This is a genomic window from Streptomyces luteireticuli (assembly GCF_041519305.1).
Taxonomy (GTDB): domain Bacteria; phylum Actinomycetota; class Actinomycetes; order Streptomycetales; family Streptomycetaceae; genus Streptomyces; species Streptomyces luteireticuli.
In genome coordinates, this window is the sequence record NZ_CP167927.1 from 1,686,256 (window position 1) to 1,705,704 (window position 19,449).

The following is a 19,449-nucleotide window of genomic DNA, read 5'->3' on the forward strand; positions in this document are numbered from 1 at the left end:
CCGTTCGGGGGAGTCGACCGGTCGGTCTCCCGGACCGAGCCGAAGCCTGCTCGCCCCCACCGGGACTGTCAACTGCTGTGAAGAGAAAGGCCGGTTCATTCATCTCAGCTGTGTTCGGTTACCATGCCCGTGCGAACGGAGGTGGGGCCGTGTCCGAGGCCGTGGAGCAGTCGCTGGCGGAACGCATAGAACGCCTTTTCCGGACGGTCCGCCGCCCGGACCGCACCCCGTACAGCAACGAGGAAGTGGCCAGGGCCTGCCGCGAGTCGACGGGCGAGACCTTCTCCGCCACCTATCTGTGGCAGCTGCGCACCGGCCGCCGGGACAATCCGACCAAACGTCATCTCGAGGCCCTGGCCGCGTTCTTCGAGGTGCCGGTCGCGTACTTCTTCGACGACGCGCGGAGCGCACCGGTCGCCGAGGAGGTCGCCCTCCTCTCCGCCATGCGCGACGCCGGGGTGCGCGACGTCGCCCTGCGCGCGGTCAATCTGTCCCCCGACGGGCTGGGCACGGTGCGGGACCTGATCGACGCCATCGCGCGCCGCGAGGCCGAGCGGCGGCGGTCCGCCCCGTGACACCGCGGATGTGGAGCGCGCTGCGGACCCGCCGCCGCTGCCGGGCCATCGCCGCCGGGCTGGACCTGCCCGTACCGTTCGACGCGGCCGAGCTGGCCGCGACGGTCGCACGGCGGCGCGGCAGACCCCTCGAACTGATGCCGACCGACTGGCGGTCCGGCCTGCCGTGCGGCCTGCTGGTCACCGCCGAACAGGCCGACTACATCGTCTACGTGGCCGACATCCCGCCGCTGCACCGCGAGCACATCCTCGTCCACGAACTGGCCCATCTGCTGTGCGCGCACCACGGCACGGCGTCCGGGGAACTGCTGCCCCACCTTCCGCCGGGACTGGCGGGCCGCGTCCTGGGCCGGACCGTCTACTCCGAACCGCAGGAGCGGGAGGCGGAGTTGCTCGCCTCGCTGATCCTCCAGCGCGCGGTGTGGACGGGCGCCTCCGCGGGGCGGCGGCCGGACCCCTTCCTCGGCCCGTCATGACCGACGTCCCCCTCATGACCGACGTCCTCGCCTGCCTCGGCGGACTGGCCCTGATCGCCCTCGGCCTCTACCGCAGGGCGGCGCTGCGCGGTCTGCGGACCGGGCCCGCCCTGCGCCAGGCGCACCGCTTCGCCCTCTGCCTGGGCACCGCCCTCCTCGTGCTCGCCCCGGCGAGCGCCCTGGCCGTCGAACGGGCGGTCGACCTGCCGGGACTTCCCATGCTGCTGGGGGACGTCCTGCGGATGCTCGCGGTCTCCTGCCTCGGCCTGCTGACCGCCGGGCCCGTCCGGCGCCAGGGGGCGGCCGCGACGCTGGTCCTCCTGGCACTGCCACTGCTCTTCGCCGCCGCGCACCTCCGCCACGCGGACGGTCTGCTCCTCGTCGACGACCGGCACCGCCCGGCCCTGGCCGCCTACGACGCGACGCTGGTGCTCTATCCCGCCTGGCAGTTGACGGCGCTGTACCGCACGATCACGCGACGGGCACGCCGGACGAAAACGCACCGCGCCGGCCTGCGCCTGCTCACCGCCGCCACGGCCATGGGCCTGGCCTGGACGCTCTGGGGCCTCGACGACGTCCGGCTGGCCCTGGCCACCGGCCGGCAGACGGACGGCGACGACACCGTCTCCATGGCCCTGGGCCTGCTGTGCGCGGCCCTGGTGGCCGGCGGGGGCGGCGCGGCCGCGTGGCCCGCCGTGCGGCACTGGTGGTGGTGCCGCCGCACGTACCGCGCGCTGGCCCCGCTGTGGTCGGCGCTGCACCGCGCCTTCCCGGAGACGGCCCTCCCGGGAAGCCGCCGCGCCCTCTCCCCGCACCGGCTCCGCTTCGCCCTCTACCGCCGGGTCATCGAGATCCACGACGGCCTGCTGCTGCTCCGCCCCCGCCTCCCGGCGGCCGCCCCGGGCGACGACGCGCCGCACACCGCGGCCGCCCGGATCGCCGGGGCCCTGCGCACCCCCGCGTACACCCCCGCCCCGGCGACCGGCCCCCCGCCCGCCGGGATCGCCCTGGAGCCCGCCGTCGGCCCCGACGCCGCGGCGGCCCAACTGGCCGCCGTCTCCCGCGCCTTCGCCCGCCTGCCCGCCGTATCCCGGCCGGAGGCGGCCGACAGGTGACGCCCCCCGTACCCCCGCCTGCGGCCGGCCGCGCCGCCGATGGGTCAGCATGAGGTCAGCAGCAGTCCCGCACGGAACCGTCGCCCGAGGAGCCCCGCATGAAAATGCTCATCAATGTCCCCGAGACCGTCGTCCCCGACGCCCTCCGCGGCATGGCCGCCGCGCACCCCGAGCTGACCGTCGACGTCGAGCGGCGGGTGATCGTACGGCGGGACGCGCCCGTCGCCGGGAAGGTGGGGCTGGTGTCCGGGGGCGGATCGGGGCATGAGCCGTTGCACGGGGGGTTCGTGGGGCCGGGGATGCTGGATGCGGCGTGTCCCGGGGAGATCTTCACCTCGCCCGTTCCGGACCAGATGGTGCGGGCGGCGGCCGCCGTGGACAGCGGGGCGGGGGTGCTGTTCGTGGTGAAGAACTACACGGGGGACGTGCTCAACTTCAACATGGCCGCCGAGCTGGCGGAGGACGAGGGGATCCAGGTCGCCAGCGTGCTCGTCAACGACGATGTCGCGGTGACGGACAGCACGCACACCGCCGGGCGGCGTGGGACGGGGGCCACGCTGCTCGTGGAGAAGATCGCGGGGGCGGCGGCCGAGGCGGGGGCGCCGCTGGAGCGGGTGGAGTCCCTCGCGCGGCGGGTGAACGCGGCCTCGCGGAGCTTCGGGGTCGCGCTGTCGGCCTGCGCGACCCCCGCCAAGGGCGGCCCGACCTTCGATCTCCCGCCGGGCGAGCTGGAGTTGGGGGTGGGCATCCACGGCGAGCCGGGCCGGGAGCGGCGGGCGATGATGACGTCCGGGGAGATCGCCGACTACGCCGTGCACGCCGTGCTGGAGGACCTCCGGCCGGGCGGGCCGGTGCTGGTGCTGGTCAACGGCGCGGGCGGGACGCCGCTGCTGGAGCTGTACGGGTTCGCGGGCGAGGTCCACCGGGTGCTGCGGGAGCGCGGGGTGGCCGTGGCGCGGACGCTGGTGGGCAACTACGTCACCTCGCTGGACATGGCGGGCGCCTCGGTGACGCTGTGCCGGGCCGACGACGAGCTGCTGCGGTGGTGGGACGCCCCGGTGCGGACGCCCGCGCTGCGCTGGGGGTGCTGACCGGCTACTTCGCGTGCCAGACCGTCGTCACGTTGCAGAACTCCCGGATGCCGTGGCCGGACAGCTCCCGGCCGTAGCCGGAGCGCTTGACGCCGCCGAAGGGGAAGGCCGGGTGGGAGGCGGTCATGCCGTTGAAGAAGACGCCGCCCGCCTCCAGGTCCCGGGCGAAGCGCCGCTGTTCGTCCTCGTCGCGGGTCCACACGTTGGAACTCAGGCCGAAGGGCGTGTCGTTGGCGAGCCCGACGGCCTCGTCGAGGCTCGCGACGGGGTAGACGGTGGCCACCGGGCCGAACGCCTCCTCGTGGTGGATGCGCATCTCGGGGGTGACGTCGGTGAGGACGGTCGGTTCATAGAACCAGCCGTGGGCCAGCGGCCCGGGCAGGGCCGGCCGGCCGCCGCCGCAGCGGGCGAGGGCGCCCAGGCGCACGGCGTCGTCGACGAGTTCCTCCACGTCGGCCCGGCCCTGCGCGGTGGCGAGCGGGCCGACATCGGTGGCCTCGTCCAGCGGGTCGCCGACGGCGAGGCCGTCCATCAGGGCGGTGAAGCGCTCGGTGAAGGTCTCGTACACGTCGCGGTGGGCGATGAAGCGCTTGGCGGCGATGCAGGACTGGCCGTTGTTCTGGACGCGGGCGGTCACGGCGGTCCGTACGGCGCGGTCGAGGTCGGCGGAGGGCATCACGATGTACGGGTCGCTGCCGCCGAGTTCGAGGACGGTCTTCTTCACCTCGTCGCCGGCGACAGAGGCGACGGCGCGGCCGGCGGGCTCGCTGCCGGTGAGTGTGGCGGCGGCGACGCGGGGGTCGCGCAGGACGGCCTCGACGGCGCCGGAGCCGATCAGCAGGGTCTGGAAGCAGCCCTCGGGGTAGCCGGCCCGGAGGAAGAGGTCCTCCAGGTAGAGCGCGGTCTGCGGGACGTTGGAGGCGTGCTTGAGCAGCCCGGTGTTGCCGGCCATGAGGGCCGGGGCGGCGAAGCGGACGACCTGCCAGAGCGGGAAGTTCCACGGCATGACGGCGAGGACGGGTCCCAGCGGGCGGTAGCGGACGCGGACGGCGGCGGCCCCGGAGTCCTCGACCGCGGCGGGCGCGGGGTGCTCGTCGGCGAGCAGGGCCTCGGCGTGCTCCGCGTACCAGCGCATGGCCTTGGCGCACTTGGCCGCCTCGGCGCGGGCGGCGGCGAGCGGCTTGCCCATCTCCAGGGTCATGGTGCGGGCGATGTCGTCCCGGTCCTCGTCCAGCAGGTCCGCGGCGCGGCCCAGCAGCCGGGCCCGTTCGGCGAAGTCCGTGGTGCGGTGCCGACGGAACGCGGCGGCGGACGCGGCGATCCGGCGCCCGACCTCCTCGGGCGTCAGCGCGTCGAAGGTCTTGAGGGTCTCGCCGGTCGCGGGGTTCACCGTGGCGATGGGCATGGGCGTCCTTCCTCGACGGGCCCGTCCTTCCCCGACGGGCCGGAGCGGGGCCGCGGGGCCCGGGGCCTCCAGACGACCTTGCGGCGCGTCGCCCGCCCGCGCAAGACGGACGGGCGACGTTCCCCCTCCCCCGGCCCCCGGCTTCAGCGCGGGGGCTGGTCCGTGGCGTCGTCGGCGGCGCGTACGGGGCCGGGCAGCCGGGCCCGGTCCCGGTGGCCGACCTCCCACGGGCCGACGGCCTCCGCTCCCGGGCCGGCCGGCCCGGGGGCGGCCTCGGCGGTGGCGTGCGTCCGCTCCGGCGGGCCCGGCCGGATGACCGTGCCCTCCACCACCGGCACCCCGCCCCGCTCGGGCAGCAGCCGGGTGCGGTGCAGCACGGCGACGGCCAGGGCGGAGGAGAGTCCGAAGGCCACGCAGCCGGTCCAGGGCAGCCAGGGGCAGTCGAAGCGCTTGGCCGTGTCCATGGTCCAGCCGACGACGGCGTTGCCGCCGGCGGCCGTCAGGCCCGCGAAGACGTAGAAGAGGCCGAAATAGGTGCCGGCCAGCGTCTCGCGGCCGAACCGGGGGATCATCTCCAGCACGGCGGGGTGGGCGACCATGGTGCCGAGGTACAGCAGCAGCGAGCCGGCGAGCATGACCAGCATCCTCGGCACGACCTCCCGCATCCCCTCGGGCGGGCCGTCGGCGCAGATCAGCAGCGGGGGCAGGAAGCCCAGGCCCATGACGACGAGTCCGGCGCCGACCCAGCGCTGGCCGCCGCCGTGCCGTTCCAGGGCCCGGGTGACGGGCATCTGGAAGAGGTTGGCCACGGCCCCGGCGCCCAGCAGCACCCCGGCCGCGCCCTCCCAGCCGGACGCCTGCCGGGCACCGGCCGGCAGCAGCAGGCACAGCTGGTTCTCGACGGTGAACATCCCGGTCGTCGCCAGGGAGAACAGCAGGAACCGGCGGTTCCCGAAGACCTCCAGCCAGTCGCCGAGGACGGTGGTGCTCCGGACGGCGGCGGGCGGCTCCCGCTCCGGGAGGACGAGGGCCTGGCCCACGGTCATCAGCCCGTAGACGCCCGCGGCGGCCACGGCGCACACCCGGAAGTCGGTGCGGATCAGCACGCTGCCCAGCAGCAGACCGATCAGCGAGCCGATGGTGGCGTAGGCGTTGAGCAGCGCGAACACCTCGGCCTTGCGGTCCTTGGCCTCCAGGGCGGCGTAGGCGCGGGCCGCGGGGTAGAAGAGGCCCGCCGCCAGCCCGTTGAGCAGGGACGCGCCGAGGACGACCGGGAGGGTGCTGCCGAAGGCGAAGAGGGAGAACCCCAGGGTGCGCAGGGCGCACCCGGCGATGATCACGGCGCGCGGGCCCAGCCGGTCCGCGGCGGAGCCGCCGAGGAGGAAGAGTCCCTGCTGGCCCAGGTTGCGCACGCCCAGCACCAGGCCGACGAGCGCGTCCGACATTCCGAGTTCCTGCCCCAGATATGCCGCCAGAAATGGCACCAGGATATAGAACCCGATGTCGATCCCAAACTGGTTGATCAATAGCAGTCGCAATGCGAGAGGAAACTCGCGAGTGACCCGAAAGGCTTTCATGCGCATCCCTGCATTTAGCTCGGGCAGGAGGACATCAACTCCCGGCACCGAGGTGGGCAGCTGGCCCGAGGGGTTGACAGTGCGCAGAGCGATACGGACGGCTACCTTGCCTGACCTCGCACTTATTCCTGATCAACAGAGGTGATCAGGGGTCGGGGGCACCCCCGCCGTCCGGTGCGCCGACCCGCCGCCCGCCCGGGCAAAACCCGGGAAGGGGAAACCGCCGGCCGACGCGGAACGAGCGGTCGATCATATGCTTTTGCGGTGCATCCTCAATGACTCCCGACTGCGTTCGGAAGAATACGCACCCCATACGTTAGCAAAGCACTTGGATTCCGGATAGAGCGGAGTACGGGCCTTTCAAGTGACACGGCCGAAGAATGGCCGAATTTGTTTCCGCCTTTTCCTTCGAGTGCTGGAACTCGCGTACTGGGAACTGGCCTTTGGCGGCCGTGGCACGCGGCGGCAGCGGGCCCGCGGACCGCGGGGACGTCACACGCAGGGGGCATTCAGGACCGCGCGGCGGCCCGGGTGCATCGGCGTCAGGCGGAGGCCGGGCGTCCCGCGCCGAGCGCCAGCCGGTCGCGGATCACCCGCACGGCCGCCTCGGCGTCGTCCACGGTGACCGTGAAGGACCGCCCGTCGCCGAGCCGCACCACGAAGCCCTCGCCGCGGCGCACGACGACACCGGTGCCCTGGTCGGGCCGCCAGCGGTAGCCCCAGCCGCCCCACTGGCGGGGGGTGACACCGGGGACGAAGTCGGCCCCCACCACATGGGCCAGCGGGATACGGGTCCGGGGCAGGCCGATGTGGCCGCAGCGGATCTCCAGCGTCTCCTTGTTGATCCGCACGGCGACGTGGACGAAGGCGACCGTGCCGTAGAGCATCAGCAGGCCGGCGGCGACACAGCCGACCACCGACATCATCAGCGGGATGGCCCCGGAGGTCCAGGGATTGGCCACGGCCAGCTCGATGCCGAGCGCCATGCACGCGGCTCCGGCACCGGCCAGCAGCCACTGCACACGATTGGTCGCGCGACCCGTCCAGACCTCGGACTCGCCGTCCTTGTGTCCGGCGTCCTTGCGACCGCTGTCCTCGTGACCCTGCGGGGCCTGGGGCTGGTCCCTCATACCAGGCAGCGTACAGAGCTTCCGCCGGGGCGGCAGGGTTCCCGGGCCCGCCGTTACGGGCGGGCCGCGCCCACCGCCACCAGCGAACGGCCCTCGGGATAGGAGAGCGCCGCCTGTCCCAGGGCTCCCTCCCGGCCGCTGAGCAGCACGGTGAGCCGGCCGGCCGGTGCGGCGTCCGGGGCCGGGGACACCCCGATCCGGCGCAGGGCCTGCGCGGCCACCGCGCCCGCCGAGCCGTGCAGCGCCACGGGCGGCGCGGAGGGCCGCCGCACCGCGGCCCGGATCCGCTCGGCGACCAGTTCGTAGTGGGTGCAGCCCAGGACGACGGCACGGACGTCGTACGGGGTGAGCGCGGCCGCGGCGGCGATCGCGGCGTCCACGGCCGCGTCGTCGGCCCGCTCGACCGCGTCGGCCAGACCGGGGCAGGGCACCTCGGTCACCTCGACGCCGGTGGCGAAGTCACGGATGAGCCCGCGCTGGTAGGGACTGCCGGTGGTGGCGGGGGTGGCCCAGATGGCCACCGGGCCGCCGCCGGCCGCGGCGGGCTTGATCGCCGGGACGGTGCCGATCACCGGGAGGCCGGGCTCCAGTTCGGCCCGGATGGCGGCCAGCGCGTGCACGGAGGCGGTGTTGCAGGCGACGATCAGCGCGTCCGGGCGGTGCGCGGCCGCGGCGCGGGCACAGCCGAGGGCACGCGCGGTGACGTCCTCGGGGGTGCGGGGGCCCCAGGGCATGCTGGCGGGGTCGGAGGAGAGGACCAGCTCGGCGTCGGGCCGCAGCCGGTGCACGGCGGCGGCAGCCGCCAAAAGGCCGTTGCCGGAGTCCATGAGCGCGATCTTCACCCGGTCACTTTAATGGACGGCCATGGACCGGAGCCGCCGGGCGGGGGCCTTTGTGACACTCTCCGTACCGTTCTGGCCAGTGTTGGCCCCGCCCCCGGCGCCCGTGCGGCAGACTGCGGCGGGTGAACGCGATGACGTGGATCTCCGTCGGTTCGCTGGCCGCGTGGCTGTGGCTGCTGCTGGGCCAGGGCTTCTTCTGGCGCACGGACGTACGGCTGCCACCGCGCACGCCGCCCGCCGTGTGGCCGGCGGTGGCGATCGTGGTCCCCGCCCGGGACGAGGCCGAGGTGCTCCCGCTGAGCCTGCCGTCGCTCCTCGCCCAGGACTATCCGGGCCGGGCCGAGGTCTTCCTCGTCGACGACGGCAGTACGGACGGCACGGGCGAGGTGGCCCGCGCGCTGGCGGCGGAGCACGGCGGGCTCCCGTTGACCGTGGACTCCCCCGGCGAACCGGGCCCCGGCTGGACCGGCAAGCTGTGGGCGGTGCGCCACGGCATGGCGCTGGCCCGCGCCCGCACCGACGCCGAGTACCTGCTGCTGACCGACGCCGACATCGCGCACGCCCCCGACAGCCTGCGGGAGCTGGTCGCCGCCGCCCGCTCGGGCGGGCTCGACCTGGTCTCGCAGATGGCCCGGCTGCGGGTGGCGACGGGCTGGGAGCGGCTGGTCGTCCCCGCCTTCGTCCAGCTCTTCGCCCTCCTCTATCCCTTCCGGTGGGTCAACCGCCCGGGCGCGCGGACGGCCGCGGCCGCCGGCGGCTGCGTCCTGCTGCGCCGGGAGGCCGCCGAGCGGGCCGGGATCCCGGACGCCGTCCGGCACGCGGTGATCGACGACGTGGCGGTCGCCCGCGCGGTCAAGCGCTCCGGCGGCCGGATCTGGCTGGGTCTGGCCGACCGGGTGGACAGCGTCCGCCCCTACTCCGGGCTCGCCCCGCTGTGGCGGATGGTCTCGCGCAGCGCCTACGCCCAACTGCTCCACAACCCGCTGCTGCTGGCCGGGACGGTGGCCGGGCTCGCGCTGGTCTATCTGGCCCCGCCCGCGGCAGTGGTCGTGGGGGCCGTCACGGGCGCGCCCGTGACCCTGGCCGCGGGGGCGGCGGCGTGGGCGCTGATGGCGGGGACGTACGTCCCGATGCTGCGCCACTACCGCCAGCCGCTGTGGCTCGCGCCGCTGTTCCCCTTCATCGCCCTGCTCTACCTGCTGATGACCGTGGACTCGGCGGTGCAGCACTACCGGGGCCGGGGGGCGGCCTGGAAGGGACGGACGTACGCCCGTCCCGAACCCGCGCCCCGGCCCGGCGAATGACCCACCCCTACTTACGGCCGGGCGTCCAGTTCATGCCCCAGCCGTAGGCGTGGTCGAGGGTGCGCTGCGGGCTGACGCCGCGCTCGGGCACCAGGTAGCGGGCCTCGCGCCGGACGACGAGGTCGCCGCCCTCGTTGGTGATGAGGGCGAGGGCGCAGACGTTGGAGGCGACCGTGCACTCGTCGAGCGAGAAGTCGACGGGCGCGCCGTGCTGCGGCTGGAGGGTGACGGTCGCGTGGAGGCCCGCGAAGCTGCTGGCCCCCTCGTAGACGGTGACGAAGACGAGGATGCGCCGGAAGTCGCTGCTGCGGTCGAGGTTGATGGTGAGGTTCTCACCGGCCGCGGCCGCGCCGGTGCGGTCGTCGCCGTCGAGGTGGATGTAGGGCGGCCGGTGCAGCGAGCCGAAGGAGTTGCCGAGGGCCTGGACGACGCCCTTGGTGCCGTCGTTGAGCTCGAACAGCGCCCCGAGGTCGAGGTCCAGGTCCGCGCCGCCGCCCTGCAGGGCCTTGCCGATCCGCCGTCCCCAGCCGCCGCCCTTGGCGGGTTCCTGGTGCCGCATCTGCCAGTTGAGGTTGACGCGCATCGTGCCGGAGGTGCCGCCCTGCTTGGTGAGGGAGACGGCGGGGGCCTCCTTGGTCAGCGTGACCTTGCTCAGGCTGACGGGGGCGGGGGCTGGGGCTGGCGGGACGGCCGCGGCGGGCCGGGACACGGGTGCGCCGGGTGCGGCCTGCGGGGCCGGGGCCGGCGGCGCGGCGGGCGGGACCGGGGCGGCGGCCTGCGCGGCCCCGGCCGTCACGGGCGGCCCGGCCGGGGCCGGTTCGTCGACCGAGATGCCGAAGTCCGTCGCCAGGCCCGCCAGTCCTCTGTCGTAACCCTGGCCCACCGCCCGGAACTTCCACTCCCCCTGCCGCCGGTACAGCTCGCCGAGCACGAACGCCGTCTCCACCGTGGCGTCCTGGCTGTCGAAGCGGGCCAGCTCCGCGCCGCCCGCGGCGTCCAGGACGCGCACATACAGCCCGGGCACCTGCCCGAAGGCCCCGCCGTCGGCGGAGGCCGCGAGCACCACCGTCTCCACCTCGGGCTCGACGGCCGCGAGGTCGACGGCGAGGGCGTCGGTCACCGCGTCCCCCGCCGGGACCTTGCCCTCGTGCCGCACCGCGCCCGAGGGGTGCGCCGCCTGGTTGTAGAAGACGAAGTCGGCGTCGGACCGGACCCGGCCCCCGGTGAGCAGCAGCGCGGAGGCGTCGACGTCCGGCACGCCGGGGCCGGTGCGCCAGCCCAGTTCTATCCGCACCGCCGGTGCGGCGATCCGGACGTTGGTGCCCTTGAGCATCCCCATCTTCTCTTCCACCTCTGCTGACGCCTCCGCCGGCGCTTCACCGGCGCTTTCGCTGAACGATCTTGTACGGTCCCTCGGACGGGCCGCGAACGATCCGTTCATCCAGCCGAACGAACCGGTCCTTTACACCGTTCCAACACAACGCGACCACCGAATTCTCCGACTTCGCCCCGATTGGTCGCGCCCGGCCGCCAAGCCCCCGTAATCAACCCAGGTACCTGACTCCCCAACCGGCACAGCGTGGGCTTAACTTAAGGGCTATGACCTCCCCCCGCAGTGCCTACGGCAGCGGCTATTACGCCGCGTCGTCCTTCCCGGACACCCCCATTTACGACAGCCTCGTCGCCGAGCGGGGCACCCCGCAGATCGCCCCCATCCGGGTGTCGGCGCCGTTCGACGGCGGCAGCAATCTGCCGGCGCTGCCCGCCCTGCCCTCGGGCCAGGGCATGACGCCGGCCGCGGCCCCGCAGATGCCGCAGCACCCGCAGGGCGGGTATGTGCCGCAGCCCCCGCAGTACGGCCAGCCGGCCGCCGCGCAGCCCGGCGGGCTGCAGCAGGCGCCCGCCCCGTACATCCCGCAGCAGGCGTCCGCGCCGCGCGGCTACCCGGGGGCGCAGCAGCCGTACCAGCAGCGTCCGGGGACGGCGGGCCCCGGCCCGGCGGGCTACGACGCGATGCGCCCGGTCGCGCCGCGTCCGGCCGCGCCGTACGAGGATCCGTACCAGCGCCCGTACCAGGGCCAGGGAGGGTACTGAGCCGACGCGCCGAACACCCGGTCCGGCGGGGCGACTTGCCGGACCGGGCTGGCAGGATGGGGCGCATGCCCATCCCTGTGCTCACGGCGGTCCGCCGCTACCCGGTCAAGTCGATGGCGGGGGACGCTCCCGGGGAGGCGGCCGTCGAGCCGTGGGGGCTCGCCGGGGACCGCCGGTGGATGGCCGTCCGGCCGGACGGCCGGTTCCTGACCCAACGGCAGCTGCCCCGGCTCGCGTTGGCCTCGGCGCGGCTCCTGCCCGGCGGCGGCGTGCGGATCACCGGCCCCGGGGCGGGGGCGCTGGAGGTGCCGGTGCCGGACCCGGCGGAGCGGGGCACGGTCCGGGTCACGCTGTTCCGGGACGGGGCCGAGGCAGTGCCCGCGGGGCCGGACGCCGACTCCTGGCTGAGCGACTACCTCGGCACCTCGGCCCGTCTGGTGCACATGGACGACCCGGCCGTCCGGCGTCCGGTCGATCCCGACTACGCACGCCCGGGGGACCGGGTGAGCTTCGCCGACGGCTTCCCCCTGCTGCTCACCGCCCAGTCCTCGCTGGACGCCCTCAACGCCCTGATCTCCGCAGGGGATTACGCGCCGGAGGGGCCGCTGCCGATGAACCGCTTCCGCCCCAACGTGGTCGTCGACGGCACCGACCCCTGGGCCGAGGACGGCTGGCGGCGGATCCGGCTGGGCGAGGTCGCCTTCCGGGTCGCCAAGCCCTGCGGCCGGTGCGTGGTCACCACCACCGACCAGCGCACGGGCGTCCGCGGCCGGGAGCCGCTGCACACGCTCGGCCGCCACCGGCACCGGGACGGGGGCGTGGTCTTCGGGCAGAACCTGGTGCCGGAGCACACGGGAGTGCTGCGGGTCGGCGACCCCTTCGAGATCCTGGACTGACGGCCGCCCCTGGACTGACGGCCGCGGACTCCGGTCCGGGCTCCCCCGTTCCCGCCCCGCACGCCCCCGCGCACGTCAACGCGCCGCAACCGGACGCCCTTCGGAGGTGCCGTCCTCCGGAGTGATGGCGCTCTCTCCTCCGCACCGTCCCGCATACGGGGCCCCTTGTGAGGTAATGGGACGCAAGGGGGTGAGCACCATGGGCGCTACGTCCTGGGTACGGCGGTCCACCTGGCGCTGGCGGCGCAATCCACTGCGCCGTCCCACCGATGTCCTGGAGTCCTGGGTGTGGGCGGCGGCCGTGGTGGTGATGCTGGCGGCCGCTTCACTGGCCGGCTGGCTGACCGGTTCCGCGGCCCATGCCGCGCTGCGGCAGACCGTGCGCGAACAGGCGCTGCACCGGCACCTGGTGAGCGCCACGGCACTGCGCACGGCGGGCCGCGGCACCGGTGCGGACCGGGAGGCCACCACCGGGCGCGAGGGGTACCACCGGGTGCTCGCCCGCTGGCCGTCCCCGGACGGCACCTGGCGCACCGGCCTGGTCCCGCTGCCCGCCGCCGCGGTCCCGGGCCACCGCTTCCCGCTGTGGACCGACGACCACGGGCGGCTCGCGGGCCGTCCGCTGGACGCCGCCACCGCCTCCGTGCACGCGGCACTGGCCGGCGCCGCGGCCGCGGCGGCCGCCGCGGGGGCGGTTCAGGGGCTGCGCGTGCTGGCCGTCCGGCGCATCATGCGCTGGCGCCACGGGCAGTGGGACCGCGCCTGGGAGCGGGCCGGGCAGACCTGGGGCCGGGCGGACGCCGGCAACTGACGCGGACGGGCCCGGTCCGAGGGGTGTGAGCTGCGGCGGACGGTCAACTGCCGTGTCCCGCGCACGCTACGGTGGAGCGGCCGGGCAACGCACCGGTCCCGGACGGCCCGTTCGTCCGGGCGGGCACACGCACGAGGTGGGGGCGCAGCAGCACCATGGCACAGGGCTCGGTCCAGGTGACCCACAGCGGCCCGTCGCGCTGGCGGCGGCGCACCGGGGAGTACGACTGTCTCGCCGCGGCGCTGGAGGCGGCCACGGACGGGGACGTGCTGTCCGTCGCCCCGGGCACGTACCGGGAGAACCTGGTGGTGGCCCGCGCCGTCACCCTGCGCGGCGCCGACGGGGCGCCCGGCTCGGTGCGGATCGCCCCGGCCGAGGGCGTCGCGGTGACCGTCCGGGCCTCGGCGGCCCTGCTCGACCTGCACGTGGAGGGCCACGACGCGGCCGCCCCCGCGCTGCTGGTGGAGGACGGCGCCCCGGAGCTGGCCGGGCTGCGGGTGGTGACGCGCTCCTCGGCGGGCATCGAGGTCCGCGGCGGCGCCCGGCCGACGGTGCGCCGGTGCACGGTCGACAACGTGGCGGGCACCGGCATCAGCGTGCTCGACGGCGCGGGCGGCGTCTTCGAGGAGTGCGAGGTGGTCGCCGCCGGCCAGTCCGGCATCGCCGTGCACGACGGCGGCGCGCCCCGCCTGGAGCGCTGCCGCGTCCACCACGCGCGCGGCGCCGGGCTGTCGGTGACGGGCGAGGGCAGCACGCTGGAGGCCGTGGGCTGCGAGGTGTACGAGATCAAGGGCGCCGGGGTGCGGCTGGCCGCCCGCGCGGCCGGGCGGCTGACCGAGTGCCGGGTGCACCGGGTCGCGGCGGACGGCGTGACCCTGGACGGGGAGGCCGTGCTCGACCTCGCCGACTGCGACATCCACGACGTCCCGGAGAACGGCGTCGACCTGCGGGCCCGTTCGGTGCTGACGATGGCCCGCACCACGGTGCGGCACTTCGGCCGCAACGGCCTGTCGGTATGGGACCCGGGCACCCGCGCCGAGGCCGACCGCTGCGAGATCCAGGACAGCACCGGCGACTACCCGGCGGTGTGGGTGAGCGACGGCTCGACGGCCGTCCTCACCGCGTGCCGGGTGCACGACGTGCCGGACGCGCTCTTCGTCCTCGACCGCGGCTCGTGCGCGGAGGTCGCCGACAGCGATCTGTCCCGCATCCGGGGCACGGCGGTCTCGGTCAGCGGCGGCGCCGTCGCGAAGCTCGACGACTGCCGCATCCGGGAGGCCACCACCGGCGCCTGGTTCCGCGACCACGGCAGCGGCGGCACGCTGACCGGCTGCTCCGTCGACGCGACGGCGACCGGCGTGATCGTCACCAAGGGCGCGGACCCCATCTTCGAGCAGTGCTCGGTGAGTTCGCCGCTGGAGGCCGGCTTCTACGTCTCGGCGGAGGGCCGCGGCACCTTCCGGAACTGCCGGGTGACCGGCAGCGGCGGCTACGGCTTCCACGTCATCGACGGCTGCCGGGCCACGCTCAGCCACTGCCGCACCGAGCGCTGCGCCCGCGGCGGTTACGAGTTCGCGGACGGCGGGGCGCAGGGGCCGGTGAGCGAGGGCTGCACGAGCGACGAGTCCGTCGTCCTGCCCGCCGTGGAACGGGCCCCGCTGCCGGCCCCGGCCGCGCCGCCGCCCGTCGTGCCGCCGCAGCCGGCAGGTTCCGGCCGCCCGGCCACGGCCGTCCTCGGCGAACTCGACAGGCTGGTGGGCCTGGACAGCGTCAAACGGGAGGTGCGGGCGCTCACCGACATGATCGAGGTGGGCCGCCGCCGCATGGAGGCCGGCCTCAAGGCCGCCTCCGTCCGCCGCCACCTCGTCTTCACCGGCTCCCCCGGCACCGGCAAGACCACCGTCGCCCGCCTCTACGGCGAGATCCTCGCCTCCCTCGGCGTCCTGGAGCGCGGCCATCTGGTCGAGGTCTCCCGGGTGGACCTGGTGGGCGAGCACATCGGCTCCACCGCCATCCGCACCCAGGAGGCGTTCGAACGGGCCCGCGGCGGCGTCCTGTTCATCGACGAGGCCTACGCGCTGGCCCCCGAGGACTCCGGCCGGGACTTCGGCCGGGAGGCGATCGACACCCTGGTGAAGCTGATGGAGGACCACCGGGACGCGGTCGTCGTGATCGTCGCCGGCTACACCGCCGAGATGGAACGCTTCCTGACCGTCAACCCCGGTATCGCGTCCCGCTTCTCCCGCACCATCACCTTCGGCGACTACACCCCCGAGGAGCTGCTGCGGATCGTGGAACAGCAGGCGGAGGAGCACGAGTACCGCATCGGCGAGGGCGCGGCCGAGGCGCTCCTCGGCCACTTCCGGGCCGTGCCGCGGGGCCCGGCGTTCGGCAACGGCCGCACGGCGCGCCAGACGTTCGAGGCGATGGTGGAGCGGCATGCGGGGCGGGTGGCGCAGATGTCGCATCCGAGTACGGATGATCTGACGCTGCTGTATGCGGAGGATTTGCCGGCGTTGTCGTGAGGGGTGGGGTGGTGGGCAGCCCCGGTCCCGCCCTTTTCCCGAAGCTCCGGACCAGGTCTCGGCGTCGAAGATCAGCCCGTTCGACCGGGCCATCCGGTCCATGGCGGACATGCACGAGCTTGCGAAGCGGGCCCGCGCCCACCGCAAGATCCTCGGGTTCGCCGAAGGGGTCGGCGGGGGTCAGGCTCCGTACGGCTACATGCCCGCTCCGATGCCGAAGGAGCACGGCAGCGTATGCCCCGTGCGGACAACAGAATGCCCCGGCCCATGCGAAATGGGGCCGGGGCTTCCTGATGATGCGCGGGCTCCTCTTTGGCCGGAGCGGCCCGTGCACCTTTGTTCTCACCGGATGGTTCGCGCTGGAAGCGCATGTCCACCGATGCGCCGCACCCCGGCGGAGCGTGCGGTTCGACTTCAACCAGGCAGCAAGTAGGCGTAGTTCCCTGCCTATTCCCAGTTCATCAGTCCACTCGCGCGGTTACTGCCCGCCGAGTCATAGAGCCGCTGCGACGGCGCTGACCAGCGGACTGAACAGGACGCCGAAGGCGTGCACGGCGTGTACCACGAGTCCCAGAGGGGTCGTAACGAGCATCAGCATGATCTCTCCCTGAGCGCCGGCGGATTGGTGTCGGTCAGGCTGCCACGAGCCTCGTCACTCCACACGCCACCTCCCTCGTGTGGGGTGTGCTGTATCGATCCCCCGCCCTCTTGTTCGGAGGTACCCCCATGCCGCGCAGACCCCGCCCGCGTGCTCGATCTGTACGCGCATCCGTGGTGTGTACTATGCGGCAGGCAGGCGACGGTTGCTGATCATTTCCCGGTGAGCCGACGGCAGTTGGTTGCCGATGGCGTTCCGGATCCGGATGCGTGGTCAAGGGCTGCGCCCGCTGTGCGCGACGTGCCACAACCGGGAGACGGCGCGGCTTCGGCCTGGCGCGCAGGAGGCCGGCGAGCCCCTCGCATCGGAGGACCGGGCGGGTCCCCCTCGTCGGGCGCAGACAGCCGGCAGGGGGTAGAAGTGAACGGCTCGCAGAAGGGACGCCGCCATGGGTTCAACGCCCTGTTCGACCTGTAACGGGACTGGGTACACGACCACTGCCGAAGGGTTGGTAAACCAGTGCTCCGACTGCAATGGGACCGGACGTGTAGAGCACAGCCAGCCGGACTCGCAGAGCACAACCAGGAGGGCGAGATGTGCAACAAGTGCAACGGGGTTGGCTACACCAACGAGTATCTGCAGAACGGCACGAAGCTGGTTCACGCGTGCCCTTCATGCGACGGCACCGGTAGGGCGGGCGCGCCGGACAGTCGGCGCGAGGAACCGCGCAGGATGCCCCGGTGGATGCGCCGGGAAGGGAACTCGGCGAGCCTGACGTCCAGCCAGGACGAGAGATAACAGGGTCCAGGCCCCGGGGCCCGCACCGCGCTTCGCGCGGTAGGGGCGGGGATGCGCCCCCTCCACCCCTGCTTCCGGGGCTCAGAACAACACCGGCGGCTCACCCGCCGGCTCCTCCCCCCACTCCACCTCCACCGTCATCCCCGCACCTTCCCCCACCGCCCCCAACTCCCACCCCGCCAGCCGCCGCACATCGACGACAACCAGCCGGTCCTCCCCCTCCAGATACACATCCGGCCCGGCCACGGCCGTCACCCGCCCCGCGACGACCCGTCCCGCCGCCGGCACGGCCGCCCCCGCCCGGGACCGGATCCCCTCCAGGTGGAAGACCTCGTCGTGGTGGACGGGCGCGAAGGCCCGTACGGACAGCGACTCGGGCAGTCCGGGCACGGCGCACGCCCGCGCGTGGAGCGCCGCGAGCTCGGCCGTGCGCAGATCGACCGGCGGCACCGGACACCGCGCGGCCCGCTTCGCCGCGTACGGGAAGCGGTCCGGGACCGACAGCGCGACCCCCAGCACCGCCTCCGCCCGCCGCGCCGCCATCAACGGCCCGCGTCCGAGCGGCGCGTACGACAGCGCCGCCTGTTCGAGGAGCCGCACACCGCCCCGTTCGGCGGCGGTGATGCCCGCCTTCACCAGCCCGGGGGCGAACCAGGCGAGATAGACGTCGTAGGGGCGCGGGTCGTCGGCCATCGTGTCGGCCGCGACGGACCGCGAGCGGTCCAGCCGGGCGCACTCGGCGCACTGCGCGGAGACGGCCGCGGCGGGCACCGTCGCACCCGTGGGGCACGGGGTGCGCCGTCCGCCCCGCCGCACCCCGACGCAGTGCCGCGCGGACTCGTTGGAGGACCCGATGGCGAAGCCCAGCCGCCGCCCCGGGGACAGCGGCGAGAGCCGCTCCCCGTGCCGCGGGTGGTGCCAGACCGCCGAGGGCCCGGCGGCGCTCCAGCGCAGACCGGTGCAGAGCCACTCCACAGGGCCCTCCTCGCTCAGCGGGTCATCTTCCGTGTGCTCCAGGCTATGCACGCGCCGCCCGCGGCGAGCAGGGCCACCGTGGTCAGCGCCGTGGACAGCGTGAAGCGGTCCGCGAGCAGCCCGATCGCGGGCGGGCCGAGCAGCATGCCGCCGTAGCCGAACGTGGACGCGGTCGCGACGCCGGACGGCCCGGCGAGCTCGCCCGCGCGGCCGATCGCGACGGGGAAGGAGTTGGCCAGGCCGAAGCCGGTGATCGCGTACCCGGCGAAGGCCATCCACGGCGCGGGGGCCAGCGAGCCGAGCAGCATGCCGGCCGCGGCGATGGCCCCGCCGGCCACCAAGGTGCCGGTGCGGCCGAGGCGTTCGAGGAGCAGGGTGCCGCAGAGGCGGCCGAAGGTCATGAAGAGGGCGAAGAGCGAGTAGCCGATGGCGGCGGCGCCCGCGCCGGTGCCGAGGTCCTGCTGGAGGTGGAGCGCTCCCCAGTCGGCGAGCGCCCCCTCGCCGTAGGAGGAGCAGAGCGCGATCAGGCCGAAGACGGCGACCAGGCCGGTGCGGCGCGCGGTGGACGGCGCCGCGGCCGGGTCGCCGGCGGCGGCGCGTTCGGCCCGCGGTGCCGGGTGGGCGAGCAGCACCCGCCCGGCGGCGACGCCGACCACCAGACCGATCGCGGTGAGCAGCAGCAGGTGGCGGGTGGCCGAGAGGTGCCCGGCGAGCAGTCCGCCGAGCCCGGCGCCGAGCATGCCGCCGACGCTGTACGCGGCGTGGAAGCTGGGCATCACGGGCCGCCGCAGGGCGGTGACGAGGTCGACGGCGGCGCTGTTCATGGCGACGTTGATCGCGCCGTAGGCCGCGCCGAAGACGAGCAGGACCAGGCCGAGCGCGAGCGCCGAGTGGGTCAGCGGGGGCAGGGCGATGCCCAGGGCCAGGCAGATGCCGGCGACGACGGTCACCGGGTGGCTGCCGAAGCGCCGGCACAGGCGCCCGGTGAGCATCATGACCGCGACGGAGCCGGCGGACACCCCGAGCAGGGCGAGCCCGAGCGCGCTCGGGGAGGCCCCGGTCTGGTGTTTGATGGCGGGGATGCGGACCACCCAGCCCGCGAAGAGGAAGCCGTCGAGGGCGAAGAAGACGGTGAGCGCGGCGCGGAGGCGGCGGAGTACGGGGTCGGCGGGGGGAGAAGCGGGAGGGGGACTCTGCCGGCGAACGGCCGTCCTTATTTTGTTTAGCGTCGGCACAA

General features: G+C 74.5%; 16 protein-coding genes. 9 read left to right on the forward strand and 7 right to left on the reverse strand.

Annotated features, from left to right (window positions below; all coding sequences use genetic code 11):
- The first annotated feature begins 149 nt into the window (after positions 1 to 149).
- The 4 genes from AB8735_RS06775 to dhaK all read left to right on the forward strand — a co-directional run bounded on the left by AB8735_RS06775 (position 150) and on the right by dhaK (position 3,257).
- Positions 150 to 575, forward strand: coding sequence for an XRE family transcriptional regulator (locus AB8735_RS06775; RefSeq protein ID WP_344022466.1), 426 nt, complete (start codon positions 150 to 152; stop codon positions 573 to 575).
- Positions 572 to 1,051 carry a ParH-like protein gene (locus tag AB8735_RS06780; protein ID WP_372406044.1) on the forward strand — a complete coding sequence of 160 codons (480 nt, stop codon included), beginning with the start codon at positions 572 to 574 and terminating at the stop codon, positions 1,049 to 1,051. Before AB8735_RS06775 ends, AB8735_RS06780 begins: the two co-directional genes overlap by 4 nt.
- On the forward strand, positions 1,048 to 2,166 hold the full coding sequence (locus tag AB8735_RS06785; protein ID WP_372406045.1) for an MAB_1171c family putative transporter: 1,119 nt from the start codon (positions 1,048 to 1,050) through the stop codon (positions 2,164 to 2,166). Before AB8735_RS06780 ends, AB8735_RS06785 begins: the two co-directional genes overlap by 4 nt.
- Before the next feature lie 98 nt (positions 2,167 to 2,264).
- Positions 2,265 to 3,257, forward strand: a complete 993-nt coding sequence (dhaK, locus tag AB8735_RS06790; RefSeq protein ID WP_372406047.1) for a dihydroxyacetone kinase subunit DhaK — start codon at positions 2,265 to 2,267, stop codon at positions 3,255 to 3,257.
- Positions 3,258 to 3,261: 4 nt separating this feature from the next.
- Here the strand turns inward: dhaK and AB8735_RS06795 are convergent, their stop codons facing one another.
- The 4 genes from AB8735_RS06795 to AB8735_RS06810 form a co-directional block, all read right to left on the reverse strand.
- Complete coding sequence (locus tag AB8735_RS06795) at positions 3,262 to 4,662, reverse strand: NADP-dependent succinic semialdehyde dehydrogenase (RefSeq protein ID WP_372406048.1); 1,401 nt, start codon at positions 4,660 to 4,662, stop codon at positions 3,262 to 3,264.
- A 143-nt stretch (positions 4,663 to 4,805) separates the two neighbouring features.
- Positions 4,806 to 6,239: an MFS transporter gene (locus AB8735_RS06800; RefSeq protein WP_372406050.1), complete on the reverse strand. Its 1,434-nt coding sequence runs from the start codon at positions 6,237 to 6,239 to the stop codon at positions 4,806 to 4,808.
- A gap of 542 nt (positions 6,240 to 6,781) precedes the next feature.
- On the reverse strand, positions 6,782 to 7,369 hold the full coding sequence (locus AB8735_RS06805) for a hypothetical protein (RefSeq protein ID WP_344022453.1): 588 nt from the start codon (positions 7,367 to 7,369) through the stop codon (positions 6,782 to 6,784).
- A 53-nt stretch (positions 7,370 to 7,422) separates the two neighbouring features.
- Positions 7,423 to 8,211: a glutamate racemase gene (locus AB8735_RS06810; RefSeq protein WP_372406051.1), complete on the reverse strand. Its 789-nt coding sequence runs from the start codon at positions 8,209 to 8,211 to the stop codon at positions 7,423 to 7,425.
- Positions 8,212 to 8,342: 131 nt separating this feature from the next.
- Here AB8735_RS06810 and AB8735_RS06815 point away from each other — a divergent pair, with 131 nt between their 5' ends.
- Complete coding sequence (locus AB8735_RS06815) at positions 8,343 to 9,515, forward strand: glycosyltransferase (protein WP_372411784.1); 1,173 nt, start codon at positions 8,343 to 8,345, stop codon at positions 9,513 to 9,515.
- A 7-nt stretch (positions 9,516 to 9,522) separates the two neighbouring features.
- Here the strand turns inward: AB8735_RS06815 and AB8735_RS06820 are convergent, their stop codons facing one another.
- Positions 9,523 to 10,854: a TerD family protein gene (locus AB8735_RS06820; protein ID WP_372411785.1), complete on the reverse strand. Its 1,332-nt coding sequence runs from the start codon at positions 10,852 to 10,854 to the stop codon at positions 9,523 to 9,525.
- A gap of 260 nt (positions 10,855 to 11,114) precedes the next feature.
- Between AB8735_RS06820 and AB8735_RS06825 the strand changes: the two genes are divergently transcribed.
- From AB8735_RS06825 to AB8735_RS06840, 4 genes are all read left to right on the forward strand, one after another.
- Positions 11,115 to 11,609 (forward strand): DUF6643 family protein, encoded by a 495-nt coding sequence (locus AB8735_RS06825; RefSeq protein ID WP_372406052.1) that lies wholly within the window; start codon positions 11,115 to 11,117, stop codon positions 11,607 to 11,609.
- Positions 11,610 to 11,674: 65 nt separating this feature from the next.
- The gene (locus AB8735_RS06830) at positions 11,675 to 12,505 is read left to right on the forward strand and encodes an MOSC domain-containing protein (protein ID WP_372406054.1); all 831 of its coding nucleotides are present in this window, start codon (positions 11,675 to 11,677) and stop codon (positions 12,503 to 12,505) included.
- Positions 12,506 to 12,704: 199 nt separating this feature from the next.
- The gene (locus AB8735_RS06835; RefSeq protein WP_372406056.1) at positions 12,705 to 13,316 is read left to right on the forward strand and encodes a hypothetical protein; all 612 of its coding nucleotides are present in this window, start codon (positions 12,705 to 12,707) and stop codon (positions 13,314 to 13,316) included.
- A 155-nt stretch (positions 13,317 to 13,471) separates the two neighbouring features.
- Positions 13,472 to 15,841: a right-handed parallel beta-helix repeat-containing protein gene (locus AB8735_RS06840; protein WP_372406059.1), complete on the forward strand. Its 2,370-nt coding sequence runs from the start codon at positions 13,472 to 13,474 to the stop codon at positions 15,839 to 15,841.
- A 1,477-nt stretch (positions 15,842 to 17,318) separates the two neighbouring features.
- On the opposite strand, the gene AB8735_RS06845 is transcribed toward AB8735_RS06840, so the two are convergent.
- Positions 17,319 to 18,212 (reverse strand): DUF2797 domain-containing protein, encoded by an 894-nt coding sequence (locus AB8735_RS06845; protein ID WP_372406061.1) that lies wholly within the window; start codon positions 18,210 to 18,212, stop codon positions 17,319 to 17,321.
- A 14-nt stretch (positions 18,213 to 18,226) separates the two neighbouring features.
- Complete coding sequence (locus tag AB8735_RS06850) at positions 18,227 to 19,447, reverse strand: MFS transporter (protein WP_372406064.1); 1,221 nt, start codon at positions 19,445 to 19,447, stop codon at positions 18,227 to 18,229.
- Positions 19,448 to 19,449 lie beyond the last annotated feature (2 nt).